The 16,688-nt window shown below is 71.8% G+C and carries 16 protein-coding genes; 10 read left to right on the top strand and 6 right to left on the bottom strand.

From position 1 onward, the window contains the following. Positions 1-143 precede the first annotated feature (143 nt). Genes AB0E94_RS40475 through AB0E94_RS40465 form a run of 3 tightly spaced genes read right to left on the bottom strand, consistent with a single transcriptional unit; the run spans position 144 to position 2,574 of the window. On the bottom strand, positions 144-950 hold the full coding sequence (locus AB0E94_RS40475) for an ABC transporter permease (RefSeq protein ID WP_360337546.1): 807 nt from the start codon (positions 948-950) through the stop codon (positions 144-146). Then, on the bottom strand, positions 947-1,867 hold the full coding sequence (locus tag AB0E94_RS40470; RefSeq protein ID WP_360337543.1) for an ABC transporter ATP-binding protein: 921 nt from the start codon (positions 1,865-1,867) through the stop codon (positions 947-949). Before AB0E94_RS40470 ends, AB0E94_RS40475 begins: the two co-directional genes overlap by 4 nt. 38 nt (positions 1,868-1,905) lie before the next feature. Beyond that, positions 1,906-2,574 carry a hypothetical protein gene (locus tag AB0E94_RS40465; protein WP_360337540.1) on the bottom strand — a complete coding sequence of 223 codons (669 nt, stop codon included), beginning with the start codon at positions 2,572-2,574 and terminating at the stop codon, positions 1,906-1,908. Positions 2,575-2,667: 93 nt separating this feature from the next. Here AB0E94_RS40465 and AB0E94_RS40460 point away from each other — a divergent pair, with 93 nt between their 5' ends. From AB0E94_RS40460 to AB0E94_RS40430, 7 genes are all read left to right on the top strand, one after another. Continuing rightward, positions 2,668-3,429, top strand: coding sequence for a GNAT family N-acyltransferase (locus AB0E94_RS40460; protein WP_360337537.1), 762 nt, complete (start codon positions 2,668-2,670; stop codon positions 3,427-3,429). Then, positions 3,426-4,211, top strand: coding sequence for a lysophospholipid acyltransferase family protein (locus tag AB0E94_RS40455; protein WP_360337534.1), 786 nt, complete (start codon positions 3,426-3,428; stop codon positions 4,209-4,211). The genes AB0E94_RS40460 and AB0E94_RS40455 overlap by 4 nt, the downstream gene beginning before the upstream one ends. A 77-nt stretch (positions 4,212-4,288) precedes the next feature. After that, on the top strand, positions 4,289-5,002 hold the full coding sequence (locus AB0E94_RS40450) for a response regulator transcription factor (RefSeq protein ID WP_093619114.1): 714 nt from the start codon (positions 4,289-4,291) through the stop codon (positions 5,000-5,002). Between the two features lie 38 nt (positions 5,003-5,040). Beyond that, entirely contained in the window at positions 5,041-6,594 is a 1,554-nt protein-coding gene (locus AB0E94_RS40445; RefSeq protein WP_360337656.1) for an ATP-binding protein, read from the top strand. 39 nt (positions 6,595-6,633) lie between these two features. After that, a complete protein-coding gene (locus AB0E94_RS40440; RefSeq protein WP_360337531.1) occupies positions 6,634-8,208 on the top strand; it encodes a trypsin-like peptidase domain-containing protein in 1,575 nt (524 codons plus the stop codon). A 228-nt stretch (positions 8,209-8,436) separates the two neighbouring features. Then, complete coding sequence (locus tag AB0E94_RS40435) at positions 8,437-11,550, top strand: cyclic nucleotide-binding protein (RefSeq protein ID WP_360337528.1); 3,114 nt, start codon at positions 8,437-8,439, stop codon at positions 11,548-11,550. 42 nt (positions 11,551-11,592) lie between these two features. Then, a complete protein-coding gene (locus tag AB0E94_RS40430) occupies positions 11,593-11,808 on the top strand; it encodes a hypothetical protein (protein WP_317790307.1) in 216 nt (71 codons plus the stop codon). A 4-nt stretch (positions 11,809-11,812) separates the two neighbouring features. Here the strand turns inward: AB0E94_RS40430 and AB0E94_RS40425 are convergent, their stop codons facing one another. Together AB0E94_RS40425 and AB0E94_RS40420 are read right to left on the bottom strand one after the other, a co-directional pair. Then, positions 11,813-12,160, bottom strand: coding sequence for a thioredoxin domain-containing protein (locus AB0E94_RS40425; protein WP_360337525.1), 348 nt, complete (start codon positions 12,158-12,160; stop codon positions 11,813-11,815). Beyond that, entirely contained in the window at positions 12,142-12,504 is a 363-nt protein-coding gene (locus tag AB0E94_RS40420; protein WP_360337522.1) for a MerR family transcriptional regulator, read from the bottom strand. The genes AB0E94_RS40425 and AB0E94_RS40420 overlap by 19 nt, the downstream gene beginning before the upstream one ends. Before the next feature lie 84 nt (positions 12,505-12,588). Between AB0E94_RS40420 and AB0E94_RS40415 the strand changes: the two genes are divergently transcribed. Both AB0E94_RS40415 and AB0E94_RS40410 read left to right on the top strand, forming a co-directional pair. After that, positions 12,589-13,434: a patatin-like phospholipase family protein gene (locus AB0E94_RS40415; RefSeq protein WP_360337520.1), complete on the top strand. Its 846-nt coding sequence runs from the start codon at positions 12,589-12,591 to the stop codon at positions 13,432-13,434. Continuing rightward, on the top strand, positions 13,434-14,474 hold the full coding sequence (locus AB0E94_RS40410) for a 1-acyl-sn-glycerol-3-phosphate acyltransferase (protein ID WP_360337517.1): 1,041 nt from the start codon (positions 13,434-13,436) through the stop codon (positions 14,472-14,474). Before AB0E94_RS40415 ends, AB0E94_RS40410 begins: the two co-directional genes overlap by 1 nt. A 19-nt stretch (positions 14,475-14,493) precedes the next feature. On the opposite strand, the gene AB0E94_RS40405 is transcribed toward AB0E94_RS40410, so the two are convergent. Beyond that, complete coding sequence (locus tag AB0E94_RS40405; RefSeq protein WP_360337514.1) at positions 14,494-15,264, bottom strand: hypothetical protein; 771 nt, start codon at positions 15,262-15,264, stop codon at positions 14,494-14,496. Between the two features lie 141 nt (positions 15,265-15,405). Here AB0E94_RS40405 and AB0E94_RS40400 point away from each other — a divergent pair, with 141 nt between their 5' ends. Then, positions 15,406-16,554, top strand: a complete 1,149-nt coding sequence (locus AB0E94_RS40400) for an FHA domain-containing protein (RefSeq protein WP_360337511.1) — start codon at positions 15,406-15,408, stop codon at positions 16,552-16,554. The last annotated feature ends 134 nt before the right edge of the window (positions 16,555-16,688 follow it).

Raw genomic sequence — 16,688 nt, 5'->3', positions numbered from 1 at the left:
TCACGCGGGACGGGTAGGATTCGGTGTCCAGGCTACGCCGTGCACAGGCGCTGTCGGTGCGGACGTCCGCTCTGTGGCCAATCAGACCCCGGAGCCTGCCCAGACTCTGAGCCCCGCGAGAGTACATCGCGGGGCGCGACGAGTCAGGCGATGTCCCGCCGTTTGGTGATGAGCGTGCCGAGCACCCCGGCCACCACGGCGTAGGAGAGCAGCACCACGGCGCCGACCCAGCGGGGCAGATCGTCCGGACCCTGCGGACCGGAGACCAGCAGGTCCGAGGCGAGCGTCGGGACGAGCACCCGCAGTTTCATGAAGACCTCGTCGACCTGGCTGGCCAGCACCGCGAAGACCGCGGTGAAGATCTGGGTGCCGACGACGTAGAGCACGGTCAGGGTGATGGTCGTGCCGATCTGGCTGCGGATCAGCACGCCGCAGCCGATGCCGACCAGCGCCCAGAGCACGTGGACCAGCAGGTTCAGCGAGATCGCCGACCAGACGAACGAGTCGTCGAGATACGTCTCCTGGTTCATCGAGGCGAGCGCCACCGGCGCGAAGATCAGGTTGAGCGCGGTGGTGAACACCCAGACCGTCACCGCGATCAGCATCGCGACCGCCATCTTGGCCAGGATCACCAGCTCCCGGCGCGGGGTGGTGAGGAACGTGGCGGTGGCGGTGAGGTGGAAGAACTCGTTGGTCACCAGGATCGCGCTGAGCAGCAGCACCAGCAGCACCCCGGCGAACTGCCCGCTGGTGTAGAGGTTGCTGACGATGTTCTCCAGGCTGATGAACCCGAACGCGCCCTCGTCCGGCACGTTCATCTCGGTGATCACGGTGGCGGTCAGCCAGTTGTAGCCGAGCGCGAGCCCGTACAACGGCACCAGCGTGATCGCGAAGATCCACCACAACGAGGTGGTACGCAGTTTCAGCAGCTCGGCACGGACCAGGTTCATCGTGCCCCCGCCTTTCCGGCAGTCAGGTCGAGGAAGGCCCGTTCCAGGTCGGTGCTCTCCCCGGTCAGCTCGTGCAGCTCCACGCCGGCGGTGAAGGCGAGGTGCCCGACCCGGGCCGCGTCGGCGCCGGAGACCTGGAGCAGGCCGTCCGCCGACGCCACCACCTCCAGCTGCGCGTCCCGCAGGGCGGCGGCGAACTGCTCCGCCTGCGGTGTACGGACCCGCACCCGGGCTGCCCCGGCGGTCGCGCCGAGCACCTCGGCGACCGGGCCCTGCCGGATCAGCCGGCCGGCCGCGATGATCACCACGTCGTCGGCGAGCTGCTGCATCTCGCCCAGCAGGTGACTGGAGACGAGCACCGTACGGCCCTCGGCGGCGAGCGCCTTGAGCAGGTCACGCATCCACCGGATGCCCTCCGGGTCGAGGCCGTTGGTGGGCTCGTCCAGGATCAGCACCCGCGGGTCGCCGAGCATCGCCGCGGCGATCCCGAGCCGCTGTTTCATGCCGAGCGAGTAGCCCTTGAACTTCCGGGTCCCGACCGTGTTCAGCCCGACCATGGCGAGCACCTCGTCGGCGCGCTGGTCGGGCAGGCCGGCCGCGCGGCAGATGATCCGCAGGTGGTTGCGGGCGCTGCGGCCGCGGTGCGCGCTGGACGCCTCCAGCACCGCGCCGACCTGCCGGATCGGGTCGGGCATGTCCACATAACGCACCCCGCCGATGGTGGCGGCGCCCGAGGTGGGCGTGACCAGGCCCAGGATCATCCGCAGCGCGGTGGTCTTGCCGGCCCCGTTGGGACCCAGGAAGCCCGTGACCCGGCCGCCGTGCACCGTGAAGGAGAGATCGTCGACCGCCCGCACCTTGGTGTAGTGCTTGGTGAGGCGGTCGACGCTGATCTCCGCGTAGTTGGGCCGGCTCATCGTCACGGCTCCTTCCCCGTCAGCTCGAAGCGATCAACTTACTGGACGAGGGCGAGCCAGGTGGCCCGAGCCTGTGCCAGGTGACGGCCGTCCGGCCCGTACACCGAGGAGTCCACGACGGCCTTGCGCCCGCTCGTCTCCGCCAGCGCGCCGACGATCACGCACTCGTCGCCCGGTGCGGGCAGCGCGGTGACAGCCGCGGCGATCCGGCCGAGCACGTAGGGCCGGCCGGCCGGGCCGATCGCCGTCCAGCCGCCGGGGCAGTCCAGCGCCGCCCACATCGTCTCCGCCACGACGTCGTCCGGCACGGTCCACGGCGCCGCGGTCCGGCCGCCGGGCAGCGGGCCGGGGAAGATCCGCAGGCCGTCGCCGGGTGCCCGGTCCGGACCGCAGACGAAGCAGCCGGGAAACGGATGGGCGGCGAAGCCGGGATAGTCCTTCGAGGCGGTGACCGCGTCGGCGAGCCGGACCGGCGGCACCGGCACGCCCGCGTCCACCGCCTCCGCCACCTCGGCGACCAGGGTGTCACCGGCCCGGACCGAGCCCTCGGCGAACTCCAGGGCGGTGTCGAGCGGAGGCGGCACCCGCAGGGTCACCTGGACCGGCGGCCCGCCGATCCGGGCGCCCGCGGCGGCGGCGAAGACACCCGAGCACCAGCCCCCGTTTCCGGAGCCGGGCGGGCCGTTGAAACGAGCCGGGATCTGCATCTCCCGACCTTCGCACACGCAGTTCATCCACCGGTCACACATCGCCACCTGGGGCGACACGCCATCGGCAGACATCAGCCTTACACAGATCACATGGGAGTTCTCATGACGGCCGCCGCACCCACCGGGACCAGCGGCTACTCGCTTCTCCTCGCCGACGACCCCGGTCTGGTCGAGGCCGCGCAGCGCCTGCGCCACGACGTCTTCGCCGGGGAGCTCGGCGCCCGGCTCACCTCCACCGCCGAGGGCATCGACGCGGACGAGTTCGACGCCTACTGCGACCACCTGATCGTGCGCGACGACGCGACCGGCGAGGTGGTCGGCACCTACCGGATGCTGCCGCCGCGCGCCGCGGAGCTGGCCGGGCGCCGGTACGCGGACTCCGAGTTCGACCTGAGCGCGCTGCGCCCGCTGCGCGACCACCTGGTCGAGATCGGCCGCTCCTGCGTGCACCCGGACCACCGCTCCGGCGCCGTGGTCAACCTGATGTGGGCCGGCATCGCCCGGTACCTGCACCTCAACAACCTGCGCTGGCTCGGCGGCTGCGCCTCGGTGCCGCTCGGCGACGGCGGGCAGCTGGCCGCCGGGGTGCGGGCCCGGGTCAACGCCAAGCACCTCTCGCCGCCCGCGCTGCGGGTCCGGCCCCGCAACCCGTGGACGCCGCCGGCGGGCGTCGAGGCCGACCCCAAGGCGGCGCCGCCCGCGCTGCTCCGCGGCTACCTGCGGCTCGGCAGCTGGGTGTGCGGCGAGCCGGCCTACGACGCGGACTTCGACTGCGCCGACTTCTACGTGCTCTTCTCGATGGACCGGCTGGACCCGCGGTACCGCCGGCACTTCCTCGGCGCGTCCCGGTGACCGCGCCCGTCACGACCGCCGGCACCCTGTGGCAGCCCGCCTCGGGGTGCGGTGACCGGTGCCGTGGCCGGGCCACCGGGCGGCGCGGCCCGGTGGGCGTCGTGGTGCGGGTGGCGGCGCTTGCCGTCGTACTCCTCGGTGGTGTCCTGATGGTGATGGTGAGCAGTGCCGCGCTGCGGGCGCTGTCCCGGGGGATCCTCGCGGTCCTGGGGGTCCGTCTGGTCTGGCGCGGCGCCGAGCCGCGGCCGGGCAGCCTGCTCGTCGCCAATCACGTCTCCTGGCTGGACGTCGTCGCGCTGACCGCGGTCCGCCCGATGCGGATGGTGGCCAAGCACGACGTCCAGGCCTGGCCGGGGATCGGCGGCACCGCGATGCGGGCCGGCACGATCTTCATCGACCGCACGCGGCCGAGAGCGCTGCCGCAGACGGTGGCCGAGGTCGCCGGCGCGCTGCGGGCCGGGCGTTCGGTCGTCGTTTTTCCGGAGGGTACGACCTACTGCGGCCCCGAGAGCGGGCGTTTCCGGTCGGCGCTCTTCCAAGCGGCGATCGATGCCGGCGCGCCGGTGGTGCCGATCTCGGTCGGCTACGACTCGACCGAGGCGGCGTTCGTCGGCGAGGACACCCTCGGTGAGTCGATTCTGCGGATCGCCCGGACCCGGGGCCTCACGGTGACCCTGGCGGCGGCCCCGGCGCTGCGGCCGGACCCGGGCGCCGACCGGCGTGCGCTGGCCCGCGCGGCCCAGGCCAGCCTGGCCGGAAGGGGTTATCACCTGGCAGCCTGACCGTGCCGAGGATGTCTCACAGAATATTTTCAGCGAGTGTGCAGGCAAGGTGCAGCGGGCCGGACGAGAATGGCGCCATGGCCACCCAGACCCAGCCCAAGCAGAGCGAAGCGAAGCTGCTCGTCGTCGAGGACGATGCGAACATTCTCGAGCTCCTCTCCGCAAGCCTGCGTTTCGCCGGGTTCGAGGTGACCACCGCGATGAGCGGCAGCGCGGCGGTCAGCGCCGCCCGCAACTCCACCCCTGACCTGGTCGTCCTCGACGTCATGCTGCCCGACCTGGACGGCTTCGAGGTGATCCGGTTGATGCGGGAGGGCGGGCAGCGCACGCCTGTGGTCTTCCTCACCGCCCGCGACGGCACCGACGACAAGATCCGCGGCCTGACCCTGGGCGGCGACGACTACGTGACCAAGCCGTTCAGCCTGGAGGAGCTCACCGCCCGGATCCGGGCGGTGCTGCGCCGCACCAACGCCGGTGACGAGCAGCCCTCCCGGCTGGTCTTCGCCGACCTCGAGCTGGATGAGGAGACCCACGAGGTCTACCGGGCGGGCTCCCGCGTGCAGCTCTCGCCGACCGAGTTCAAGCTGCTGCGTTACCTGATGCTCAACGCCAACCGGGTGCTCTCCAAGGCGCAGATCCTGGACCACGTGTGGAAGTACGACTTCCGTGGTGACGACAACATCGTCGAGTCCTACATCTCCTACCTCCGCCGCAAGGTCGACAACGTGCAGCCGCGGCTGATCCACACCCTGCGCGGCGTGGGCTACGTGCTCCGCAAGCCAGCCGTCTAGGCCCGGCGGTGACACTGACCGAGCGTGTCCGCGAGCGGATGCCGCGCAATGCCGGGCTGCGCCGGATCTCGCTGCAGACCAAGCTGGTCGCGTCGGTGCTGGTGCTGGTGCTGGCCGCGCTCACTCTGATCAGTGCGGCCAGCACGTATTTCCTGAGCGAGTACATGGTGTCCCGGATGGACTCCCAGCTGTGGGCCATGGCCGAGGACGCCGCGGAGCGGTCCGAGACGCACGGCAAGATCGACGTCTACGTGCCGCCGGACTATCTCGTCGCCTTCACCACGGTCGGTGGGGTCTTCTTCGCCGGTGACCGCGGCGCCGGCGTCGACGCGGGTGATGCCCCGCCGCTGCTGGCGGGTGTGGACGCCATCACCAGGCAGGCCGACCGGGCCTACACGGACAAGGGCGAGAACAGCAAGTACATGTGGCGGATGCTCGTCGTCGTTCTGCCCAACGGCCTGGTCATGCACATCGGTCAGCGGATGAAGGGCGTCGACGACGTGATCGCCCGGCTCGTCCTGGTGGACGTGCTGGTCGGGGTCGGCGTCCTGATCACCCTGGCCACCGTCGGCGCGGCGCTGGTCCGGCAGAGCCTGATCCCGTTGCGTCAGGTGGAGCGGACGGCGGCGGCCATCGCGGCCGGCGACCTGACCCGGCGAGTGCCCGATCCGGAGGAGTCCGGTGGCCATCCGACCACCGAACTGGGCCGGCTCTCCGAGGCGCTGAACGCGATGCTCGCCCAGATCGAGGCGGCCTTCCGGGCGCGGGCCGACTCCGAGCAGGCGGCCCGGTTCGCGGCCGACGCGGCCCAACAGTCCGAGGCCCGGGCGCTGGCGTCCGAGTCGCGGGCACTTCAGTCCGAGGGGAAGATGCGGCAGTTCGTCGCGGACGCCTCGCATGAGCTGCGCACTCCACTCACCACCATCCGCGGTTTCGCCGAGCTGTACCGGCAGGGCGCGGTCTCCGACCCGGAGCAGGTGGCCTCCCTGGTGCGCCGGATCGAGGACGAGGCGGCCCGGATGGGGCTGCTCGTCGAGGATCTGCTGCTGCTGGCCCGCCTCGACCGGGAACGCCCGCTCACCCTGGCGCCGGTGGAGCTGCCGGTGCTCGCCATGGACGCGGTGGAGGCGGCCCAGGCGACCGCCCCGGAGCGGACCATCGAGCTGGAGGTCCGCGACTCGGCGGAGCGGCTGGTGGCGTACGGCGACGACGCCCGCCTGCGCCAGGTGGTCGGCAACCTGATGACGAACGCGCTGGTGCACACCCCGCCCGACGCGCCGGTGACCCTGCGGCTGTACGCCGGTGAGGGGAACGTCGCGGTGGTCGAGGTGTCGGATGGCGGCCCCGGCCTGAGCGAGGCGCAGACCCGGCGGGTCTTCGAGCGGTTCTACCGGGTGGACGAGGCGCGGACCCGGAACACCGAGCGGGAGGCCACCGGCACCGGTCTGGGGCTGGCGATCGTGGCGGCCATCGTGCGGGCGCACGAAGGTTCCGTCCAGGTGATCTCGGAGGCGGGGCAGGGCGCGACCTTCCGAGTGTCTTTGCCTACCATAAATCCGGATAAAGGGTTCACAGAAAACGTCCAGGAGTAACACAGTTCGGTACGAGTCCGACGGGGCAGAGTTAGTCGCATGAACGAGAACGAGACCAACCCGCGGCCCGCGGACGCCGCCGCTGACAACACCAGCGCGGAGCGGGTGGAGTCTGAGCAGCCGACGCTTGCGCAGCCGCCGGTTGCCCCGCAGTCGGGTGCTCCCCAGTCCGCGGCACCCACGCAGCAGACCCCCTGGGCGCAGCAGTCGCCCTGGCAGCAGCAGTCGACCACCCACCCGGTGTCGGCCCAGCCCGCTGCCGCACACCCGGTGTCGGCCCAGCCGGTCACCGCTCAGCCGGTCACCGGTCAGCCCGCCAGCGGTGTCCCCTACAGCCACCCGCACTACGCCTACCAGGCCCCGCAGGCCGGCTACGGGCAGCAGGCCACCGGCGGGGAGTATCCGGACTACTCGCAGCAGCAGGCGGCGTATCAGGCCTGGCACGCGGCCGCCGCGGCGCAGGCGGCCGGCGGCGGCAACGTCCCACCCGGCTGGACCCCGGTGCCCGGCGCCGACGGCTCCGGGCGGCCACCCGGCCGCGGGCGCAAGGTCTTCCTGGCCGGCGCCGCGGCCCTGCTCATCGCGCTCGTCTCGGGCGGGATCGGCGCCGCCACCGCGGTGGCCATGGACTCCGACAACACCCCCGCAACCGTGCAGACCGGCAACTCCTCGGTCACCCGGGTCGTGGACCGTTCGTCGCTGGCCCAGATCGCGGCCGCCGTGCAGGACAACGTCGTCTCGATCACCACCGGCTCCGGCGAGGGCTCCGGCGTGGTGCTGACCGCCGACGGCTACATCGTCACCAACAACCACGTCGTCTCGACCGCGCAGGGCTCGACCGTCACGGTGATCTTCGCGGACGGCACCAAGACCTCCGCCACCATCGTCGGCACCGACGAGCGCACCGACCTCGCCGTGATCAAGGCGGAGAACGTGTCCGGCCTCAAGGCTGCCACCTTCGGTGACAGCTCCAAGATCGAGGTCGGCGACACCGTGCTCGCCCTCGGCAGCCCGCTCGGCCTGGAGGGCTCGGTCACTGCCGGCATCATCAGCGCCAAGGACCGCAGCATCCAGTCCTCCAGCGAGCAGGAGCAGCAGCAGACCCCCTGGGGCAGCAGCCAGCAGCAGCAGACGGCGCCGACCACGATGACCGGCCTGTTGCAGACCGACGCCCCGATCAACCCGGGTAACTCCGGCGGCGCGCTGGTCAACACCAACGGCGAGGTGATCGGCATCAACTCGGCGATCGCCACCTCCGGCTCCAACACCGGCAACATCGGTCTGGGCTTCGCGATCCCGAGCAACAAGGCCAAGCAGGTCGCCGACTCCCTGATGCAGGGCAAGAAGGTCAGCCACCCGGCCCTCGGCGTGAGCGTCACCAACGCGGAGAACGGTGGGGCGGCCGTCAGCGCGGTGGTCGAGAACAGCGCCGCCGCCAAGGCCAAGCTCCAGCGGGGCGACGTCGTCACCAAGGTCGACGGAAAGGCGATCGGCGACTCGGACGACCTGGTGGCAGCCGTTCAGGCGGGCGCCGTCGGCCAGCAGATGACCCTCACCTTCACCCGTAACGGCGCGGAGCAGACGGTGACCGTCACGCTCCAGGAGTCCGAGTAGACATTTCCCTTCCGCTACGGCGGGTGACGTGCCCGGGGGTGGGCGCGTCACCCGCCGTGATCATGTGTGCCCGGGATTCCGGACCTTTCGGGGGAAGGGGACGGATTTAGCGCGCAGGACTCGCGTTCACGCAGGCAAGCGCCTAATCTCCATTCGCCATCGGCGAAGCCATCGTCCGTCGGTGCGGTCGCGCGGTGTTCGCCACGGCGGAGTGAAAGGCCCCCTCAGTTGACGTATGTCGAGACCCGGACGAACGTCTGGGAAGCCCTGGCCGGACGGGCTCCGGGAGTCCCGTCGGGACCGGCTGACACCGGGCTCTGGCACACCGTCGCCGACCGGCTGAACCCGGCCAGCGCCCGCCCGGTCCTGCGATCGGGCATCGAGGTCCGGCACCGGACCGCGGTCCGTGGCGGCCGGTATGTGATGCTCCGCTCACCCGAGGACGGCGGGCGCAGCTCGTACCTGCGGCTCACCCCGGAGGAGTACCAGCTCGCGCTGATGATGGACGGCGACAGCACGGTCGCCCGGCTGGTCGCCGAGTTCGCCCGGATCGCCGGCCGTCTCGCCCCCGACCAGGTCCGCCGGGTGGTCGCCGACCTGGCCGCCAACCGGATGCTCGAAGAGCTCCCGATGGACGCCTTCCGCCCGCTGCGTGAGCTGCGCAACGAGCCGCTGGCCGCGGCCGGCCGTGGCCGTGTGGTGCTGTCCGTGCCCGTCGACGGGCTGGTCACCACGCTCTACCGGACCGTGGGGCGGTTCCTGTTCACCCGGGTCGCGGTCTGGATCGGCGCGCTGCTGTCGGCGGCCGGCCTGGTCCTGTTCGCGGGCGCCTGGCAGCAGGGCGGCGAGTCGCTCTTCCTGGTCGGTGACTCGTACCTGCTCGGCGCCGTCTCGCTCGTGCTGCTGAACATGCTGGTGCTGGGGGTGCACGAGTTCGGCCACGCGCTCGCGGCGAAACGGGTCGGGCGTGAGGTGCCGGCCGCCGGGCTGATGCTGCACTTCGGCATCCCCTCGGTCTTCGTCGACACCAGCGACGTCTGGATGGCCGGTCGCCGGGCCCGGATCGCGGTCACCGCCGCCGGGCCGGCCACCGCGCTCGGCCTCGCCGGTCTGCTCCAGGTCACCGGCTTCCTGGTGCCGGCCTTCGCCGGGCTCGCCTTCAAGCTGGCCTTCCTCTTCTACCTGCACACCTTCTTCAACCTGAGCCCGCTGCTGCCGCTGGACGGCAAGTACCTGCTGATGGACTGGCTGGAGATCCCGGACGTACGGGCCCGCGGCCTGTCCTGGCTGTCCGGCCGCCTGCGCCGCCGTGGCCCCCGGTGGCGGCGGCTGGACCGGGAGGGCCGCCTGGTCGCCCTCTACGGCGTGCTGGGCCTGCTCTGGCTGGTCAGCGCGGCCGGGCTGGGCTACCGCCTGTGGACCGACCGGATCCACGGCCTGACCGTCGGCCTCTGGTACGAGGGCATCGGGTCCCGTCTGCTGCTGATCGTGATCGTCCTCGGGGTGGTCGCCCCGCCGATGTGGTTCCTGCTCGGCCGGCTGGCGCGGGCGTTCCGCCGGATGCGGCAGCGGGCCGCCGAACGCGACCGGGAAGCCGACCTGCCCCGCCGGGTCGCCGCTCTGCGCGCCTCCGAGCTGGGCGGCCTGCCCGAGCCGTCGCTGCAGGCGCTGGCCGCCCGCGCCCGCTGGATGCGCCCGCCGACCGGCCGGCAGCTGGTACTCGCCGGAGAGACGCACAGCGCGGTGCACGTGGTGGTCGAGGGCGCGCTGCACGGCCGCCGCCCCGGCGACCCGGGCGGCACCATCCGCCACCACGTCGGCCCCGGTGGGGTGGTCGGCCTGGCCACCGCGCTCACCGGGCGCAGCGCCCAGCTCGACTGGCACACCGCCGGCGTCACCCTGCTGGCCATTCCCGTCTCGACGGTGACGACGGTGGTCGGGCCGATGCCCGGCCCGCCGCCGCAGGAGCGGGCCGAGGGCGAGGCGCTGTTCGCCGACACCCCGGCGCTGGCCGCGCTGGAGGACGACCAGCGGCTCGCGCTGATCGCCGCCGCACACCCGGTCGACCTGGACCCGGGCGCGCCGGTGATCCTGCCCGGCCCCACCCACGCCGTGGTCGTCGAGTCGGGTGTGATCGCCATGCCGGACGGCGTCGAGCTGCGCCGCGGCACCCTGGTCGGCCCGGTCGGCGACGGCAGCCCCGGCATGGTGGCGCAGGCCCGCACCCCGGTGCGGCTCTGGGTCATCCCGGACGCCTCCGACCTGCCTCCGCTGATCGGCTCGTACGGCCCCGGCGTCCCGATGCCGGCGCTGCGCCCGAGCACCCCGGCGGTCGCCCGCCCCGGCGCCGCGCACCCGCCGCTCGCGGTTCCGCCCGGCCCGCCGGACGCCGACGAGCAGTACGACGTGGACCGGCACTTCGAACGCCGGATGTGGGGCTTCGTCAGCATGCTGCTGGTGTTCGCGCTCGCCAGCCTGCTGATCAACGTGCGCAGTGGCCCGGCCTGGGCCGAGATGCCCGCCGAACGGGTCCTGCTGAGCGTCCAGCGCGGCGCCGTCACCGCGAACGCGGGCGCCACCGCGTTCTCGCTCCAGGTCGGCGAGGAGCGCTATTTGAAGTCCGGCTCGAAGATCGAGGTGCCCGGCAAGGGCGTCGCCCTGCTGACCTTCCCCGGCGGCGCGGCCGTGGTGCTCTGCGGCAACTCGCGGGTCGCGGTCAACGGTGTCGGAGTCGAGCACGGGCGTACGTCCACCCCGTCGGCGAACCTGGCCCTGGAGAACGGGCGGCTGCTGGCCGACACGAGCAGCCCGAGCGGGGCGTTCGCGCCGCTCGGCCTGACCGTGCTCCGGGGGCAGGGCGACGTCGTCAGCAGCGGCCGGGCCTGGTATTCGGTCGACCCCGGCGCGGTCGCCGTCTCGTCCGGCGCGGTCACCGTCGGCGGGGCCGGGAGCCCGGCCGACGGCAAGGAGCTGAACTGCGGTGACGGTGTGCCGGTCAAGCCGCCGACCGAGACCGCGCCGACCGAGGAGCCGACTGAGGAGTCGACCGAGGAATCCACTCTTCCGCCCTCTGTGGATCCGTCGGTGTCTCCGACTAACGTGGAATCGTCCGCCCCGGCCACCGAGACCTCGAGCGAGCCGACCACCGGCGCCTCGACGAGCACGACGCCGAGCATCCGTCCGAGCCGTAGCCGGACGCCGTCGCCGTCGGTCAGCACGAGTCCTTCGAAGGCGGCGTCACCGTCAGCCAACTCGCCGAGCGCGTCGCCGTCGCCCTCTGTCGACCCTCCGTCCCCGTCCCCGAGCATTCCGGAGCAATCGGCGGATCCGTCCACTGAGTGACAGCGGGCGGCCACGCCGACGAGAAACGAGGAGTGGCCGCCCATGCTCTGCTGGTTCTGTGCCGAGGGGGCACGCGCGACGTGCCGGTTCTGCGGGCGTGGCGTCTGCGCCGAGCACGCACGGTTCGGGCCGTACATCCTGGAGGTGACCAGGTCGGTGCGGCGGGACCGGGCCGAGGCACTGGTGGTCGAGGACGCGGTGCAGTGCGGCGCGTGCCATCCCCGGCCACAGCCGGTGGCGATGCCCGAGCTGGACTAGATCTTCAGGAGTTCACGTACGGGCTGAGGGCGTTCGTCATGGCCTGCCGCAGCATCGTCTTCGGGCGGGCGCCGACGATCGTCGAGGTCACCACGCCGCCATTGAAGAGCAGCAGCGTCGGCATCGAGTGCACCCGGTAGGCGATGGTGGTCGCCGGGTTCGCATCCACGTCCAGCTTGGCGACGAGCATCCGGCCGGCGAACTCCCCGGCCAGCTCGCCCAGGATCCGGGCCACCGGGCCGCACGGCGGGCACCACGTCGCCCAGAAGTCGACGAGCACCGGCGTGGGCGAGGCCAGCACCACCTCGGCGAAGGTGGCGTCGGTCACCGTGATCAGGGCGTCATCTGGCATTTGATCTCCTCCAACTGGGTCTGCAAGCGGCGCCGGACCGCGGTCAGCTGATCGAGATAGCCGTCCACCTCGGCCAGCCGTCGGCGCAGCACGGCGGCCGAGTCCGGGCACACGTGACCGGAGCTGTTCCCGGCCCGCAGGCAGGCGACGAACGGCTTGATGTCGTCCACGCCGAAGCCGTCGGCGAGCAGGGCCCGGATCTCGTGCACGACGCGGAGCTCGCCGTCGTCGTACTGCCGGTAGCCGTTGGCGTCCCGGCTCGGGTGGATCAGCCCGTGCTCCTCGTAGTAGCGCAGCGTGCGCGGGCTGGTGCCGGCCCGCTCGGCCAGCTCTCCGATCAGCATGAGTTCGACGGTAGGCCCTGACACCGGCGTCAAGGCAAGGTCGTGACCTGCGGCACCGGCCCAAGATCGTGCAAGGATGGACACATGGTCGACGGTCCGGTGGCGTTCGTGCTCGGCGGCGGCGGTGTCCTCGGCGCGGTCGAGGTCGGCATGCTGCGGGCGCTGTTCCGAGCCGGGTTCCGGCCCGACCTGGTGGTCGGCACGTCGATCGGCGCGGTCAACGGCGCCCTGGTGGCGTCCGACCCGTCCGAGCCGGTCACCGAGCGCCTGGTCCGGCTCTGGACGTCGCCGGAGGCCGCGGCGGTCTACGGCGACTCGATCGGCCGCCAGATGCGCCGGTTCGCGGCCCGTACCCACCTGCATTCGCCCCGCCCGCTGCGCCGCCTGCTGGAGAGCGAGCTGGGCGAGGCGGCCACGTTCGCCGATCTGAAGGTGCCGTTCCACTGCTGCGCGGCGAGCATCGAGCGGGCCGCCGAGCACTGGTTCGACAGTGGACCACTGGTCGACGCGGTGCTCGCGTCGTCAGCGGTGCCGGGGCTGCTGCCGCCGATGGAGATCGGTGGCGAGCACTATGTGGACGGTGGCATCGTGAATTCGATCCCGATCGGCGAGGCGGTACGGATCGGCGCGAAACTGATCTTCGTGCTCCAGGTCGGCCGGGTGGAGCGGCAGCTCAGCGTGCCGAAACGACCGTGGGAGGTGGCGCAGGTGGCGTTCGAGATCGCCCGCCGGCACCGGTTCGCGCGCGAGATGGCGTCCCTGCCGGACGACGTCCGTGTGCACGTGCTGCCGAGCGGTGGTGGTGAGGGCCGGGACGATTCGCCGTGGGCGTACCGGGACATGGCCGCCGTGGGCCGCCGGATCAGCCGCGCCTACACGGCTTCCCGGCGTTACCTGGCCGCTAACGTGAACCCGCTGCCGGGGCCGTGATGGGGCTGCCTCCGGTCTGGGTCCGGCGCCTGGTGATCGCGCCGGCCGTCGTGCTGCTGGCGTTCGCGCTGCTCACCACGCTCCCGATCTGGCTGATCCTGGCGCTCGCGGTCTCGCCGCTGGTGCCGGGCAGGCTGCGGGTGCCGCGGCTGGTCTTCCTGGTGATCGTCTACCTGGTGTGGGACGCGGTGGCGCTGGTGTCGCTCGGGGTTCTCTGGGTGGTCTCCGGTTTCGGCCTGCGGATCCGCGGCCCGTGGTTCCAGCGCGCCCACTATGTGCTGACCGGCCGGTTCCTGGGCGTGCTGTTCTGGTTCGCGCGCTGGTCGCTGCACCTGGAGATCGACGTGGTGGGCACCGACCCGGACACCGCCCAGCCGGGTCGGCCGGAGATCGTGGTGAGCCGGCACGCCGGTCCGGGTGACTCGTTCACCCTGATCCACGCGCTGGTCAACTGGTTCGCCCGGGAGCCGCGGATCGTGCTGAAGGCCGCGTTGCAGTGGGATCCGGCGGTCGACGTGCTGCTCAACCGTCTGCCCAACCGGTTCATCTCGCCGGGGCGGACCGGGACGGCGACCCTGGAGGATCAGATCGGTGACCTGGCCACCGGCCTGGACGACAACGACGCCTTCGTGATCTTCCCGGAGGGTGGCAACTTCACCCCGCGCCGCAAGATCAGCGCGATCGCCCGGCTGCGAGCCCGCGGCCTGCACGACATGGCCGTCCGCGCGGAGAACCTGCGTAACCTGCTGCCGCCGAAACCGGGCGGCCTGCTCGCCGCGATCGACGCCGCCCCGGACGCCGGGGTGATCTTCGTGGCGCACACCGGCCTGGACCGGATGGTGAGCATCGCCGACGTGTGGCGTGAGCTGCCGATGGACAAGCGGTTGGTGATGCGTTTCTGGAGCGTGCCGCCGGAGGAGGTGCCCGCCGGCGAGCAGGAACGGACCGAGTGGCTTTACGACTGGTGGGCCCGCATCGACGCGTGGATCGACGAGAACCGGCCTGCGCCGCGTCCGTTGTGGACGGCACGCGCCCGATAGGGGCCCACCAGGATCGCCGTTACGCTCCCGCGGTCTGGCCCTGGGAGGTGAAGGCCTTGAGCATGTCCTCGGGCATCGGGGTGATCTCGCTGGCAGCCGGGGCCGCGACGTCGACCTTGGTGCCGAAGTCGTAGTACGTCGTGGTGATCTTGCCGGAGCCGGCGCCCATCCCGCTCATGTCGATGACCAGCTCGGTGAGCCGGCCCTCGCTGTCACGCTTGGCGGTGAACGGCACGGCGGTCGCCTTGGCCCCCAGCGCCTTCAGCGACTCGGGGTCGGCGGTCGGCGACTTCGTCATGTCGAGCGTGCCGCTGAAGTTGTCGCCGTCGAGTTTCACGTCGACCGCGGCGGCCGCGAACGCTTCGGCGTTCGCCAGGTTCTCCGGGTTGAGCGAGTTGCCCTTCGGAAGCTTCGACACGTCGAGCGACATCCACTTGTCGCCGGTGGGACCCATCTTCATGTACATCGTCTCGCCGACCAGGCGGACCGCGATGTCCAGCGACTCGGTGCCCATGCTCATCTTCATGGTCATGTCGAGCTTCTTGTTCGCCAGGTCGGCCGAGCCGGTGGCCTCGATGCCGCCGGGCATCACCATCTTCATCTTCATCGTCTCGGTGCCGAGCTTCTTCGACGCGGCGACGAACTCCTCGACCGGAGTGGCGGCGGCCGTGGTCGTGGCGACCGGCGCGGCTCCCGTGGAGCCGGAATTCTGGGACCCGGAGCTGCACGCACCGAGCCCGACGATGGCGGCGATCGTCACCGATGCGGCGGCCAAGCGTTGGAAACTCATGTGTATCTCCTCGTCAATGTTATGAACGGGGCCCACCATAGCGGGCAGGTGCGACAAATCCCGGGCCGATTTCCTGGGCGATCATGAGAGGGGCATGATGGATCGCAGGAGTCCGCACGCGTACGTACAGGGGGAGGGCTCGTGAGATTCGAGGTCAGCAAGGTCCTCGACGCCATCGAGGCGCGGCTCACCACCGACCCGGCCCTCGCCCGGGCAGTGGTGGATCTGGCAGAAGTCGTCCGTTATGCGGATCTCGACGGTGGCCGCCCGGCCAGCCTGGTCCGTCTCGGGCTGTTGGTCGACGCGCTCGGGCGCTACGTCTCCGAGGAGAATGTTCCGGTTTACGTGGTCACGCCACGTGGCCTGCTCTCCGACACCGACCTCACCTCGAACGAGCGGATGGTGGTCCGCCGCTGGGCCGACGACGGCAAGGTCGAGGTCGTGCCCCAGGTCGAGGACCGGGTGCTGGAGGTGGCCGAGATGCTCGGGCTGCCGGTGCTCACCCGTGACCGGGAGGACCGGTTCCGGGCCAGCCGCCCGTGGGTGTCCGAGCCGGGCCGGTTGCTGGCCCTGGTGTCGGCGCAGGGCGGCCCGACCCTGGTCGCCCGGGTCGGCCGGGGCGAGGCGACGCCGCCGGTGCCGCGCTCGCCGCTGGGTGAGCGCCTGCTCGCCCGGGTGTGGCGCTGCCCGTCGCTGAGCTGCAACAGCTACGGCGACGGCGGCGAGTCGGACAGCCCGTTCGCGGACATGCGGACCTACACGAGCCCCGTCTCACAGCCGCCGCCGACTCTGCGGGCCGGTGCGCCGACCTGTCCACGGCACGGTGACCGGCTCAAGGACGTCGGCCCGCGCCCGGCGACCGAGGTCTTCTCGGTCCGTATCGACGGTGTGATCCGGCAGCGGTTCGTGGTCTCCGAGGACCGGGCCATGGTCGTCGGCCGGGCGCCGGAGGGCGGCTCGGGAGTCATGCTCGGCCAGTGGCTCACCGACGACGCCCGGAAATGGATCAGCCGTGGGCACGTGCAGTTCACCCTGCGCGGTGGCCAGATCACGGTGACCGACATCAGCATGAACGGGTCGGGGGTCCGGCCGGGCGGGTCGATGGATGACGACGCGCGGATCACCCTGCGGCGTGACGAGAGCCGGGTGCTGGCCGAGGACGACATCGTCGAGCTCTACCACGCGGTGCTGATCGGCCGGTCGAGGCTCTGGGCGAGCGGCGGCAACGTCCAGCCCGAGTCGGTGATGGGCGAGGCCCCGACGATGGCGTTCCGGCCGGTCGGCCGCTGACACGTCAGTGGGGGGGGGGCCCCCGCCGCGCCCCCCAGAGCCGAAACCCGGCAGCCCATCAGGACCTCCCCGCGCGGGGGCCGCCCGGGGTGCCGGTGCGCCACGGTGTCCACCAGCGGCGGGGGCCGCCGGAG

Source organism: Actinoplanes sp. NPDC026670, assembly GCF_040638175.1.
GTDB lineage: Bacteria > Actinomycetota > Actinomycetes > Mycobacteriales > Micromonosporaceae > Actinoplanes.
This window is presented reverse-complemented; position numbering and strand designations above follow the sequence as displayed.

Excerpts from the sequence above, each read along its gene's own strand:
- AB0E94_RS40445 (WP_360337656.1), top strand. The coding sequence starts at position 5,041 with ATGCCGCGCAATGCCGGGCTGCGCCGGATCTCGCTGCAGACCAAGCTG.
- AB0E94_RS40465 (WP_360337540.1), bottom strand. The coding sequence starts at position 2,574 with ATGCAGATCCCGGCTCGTTTCAACGGCCCGCCCGGCTCCGGAAACGGG.
- AB0E94_RS40450 (WP_093619114.1), top strand. The coding sequence starts at position 4,289 with ATGGCCACCCAGACCCAGCCCAAGCAGAGCGAAGCGAAGCTGCTCGTC.
- AB0E94_RS40420 (WP_360337522.1), bottom strand. The coding sequence starts at position 12,504 with ATGCTGATCGGAGAGCTGGCCGAGCGGGCCGGCACCAGCCCGCGCACG.
- AB0E94_RS40410 (WP_360337517.1), top strand. The coding sequence starts at position 13,434 with ATGGGGCTGCCTCCGGTCTGGGTCCGGCGCCTGGTGATCGCGCCGGCC.
- AB0E94_RS40440 (WP_360337531.1), top strand. The coding sequence starts at position 6,634 with ATGAACGAGAACGAGACCAACCCGCGGCCCGCGGACGCCGCCGCTGAC.
- AB0E94_RS40415 (WP_360337520.1), top strand. The coding sequence starts at position 12,589 with ATGGTCGACGGTCCGGTGGCGTTCGTGCTCGGCGGCGGCGGTGTCCTC.
- AB0E94_RS40405 (WP_360337514.1), bottom strand. The coding sequence starts at position 15,264 with ATGAGTTTCCAACGCTTGGCCGCCGCATCGGTGACGATCGCCGCCATC.
- AB0E94_RS40460 (WP_360337537.1), top strand. The coding sequence starts at position 2,668 with ATGGGAGTTCTCATGACGGCCGCCGCACCCACCGGGACCAGCGGCTAC.
- AB0E94_RS40425 (WP_360337525.1), bottom strand. The coding sequence starts at position 12,160 with ATGCCAGATGACGCCCTGATCACGGTGACCGACGCCACCTTCGCCGAG.
- AB0E94_RS40470 (WP_360337543.1), bottom strand. The coding sequence starts at position 1,867 with ATGAGCCGGCCCAACTACGCGGAGATCAGCGTCGACCGCCTCACCAAG.
- AB0E94_RS40475 (WP_360337546.1), bottom strand. The coding sequence starts at position 950 with ATGAACCTGGTCCGTGCCGAGCTGCTGAAACTGCGTACCACCTCGTTG.
- AB0E94_RS40430 (WP_317790307.1), top strand. The coding sequence starts at position 11,593 with ATGCTCTGCTGGTTCTGTGCCGAGGGGGCACGCGCGACGTGCCGGTTC.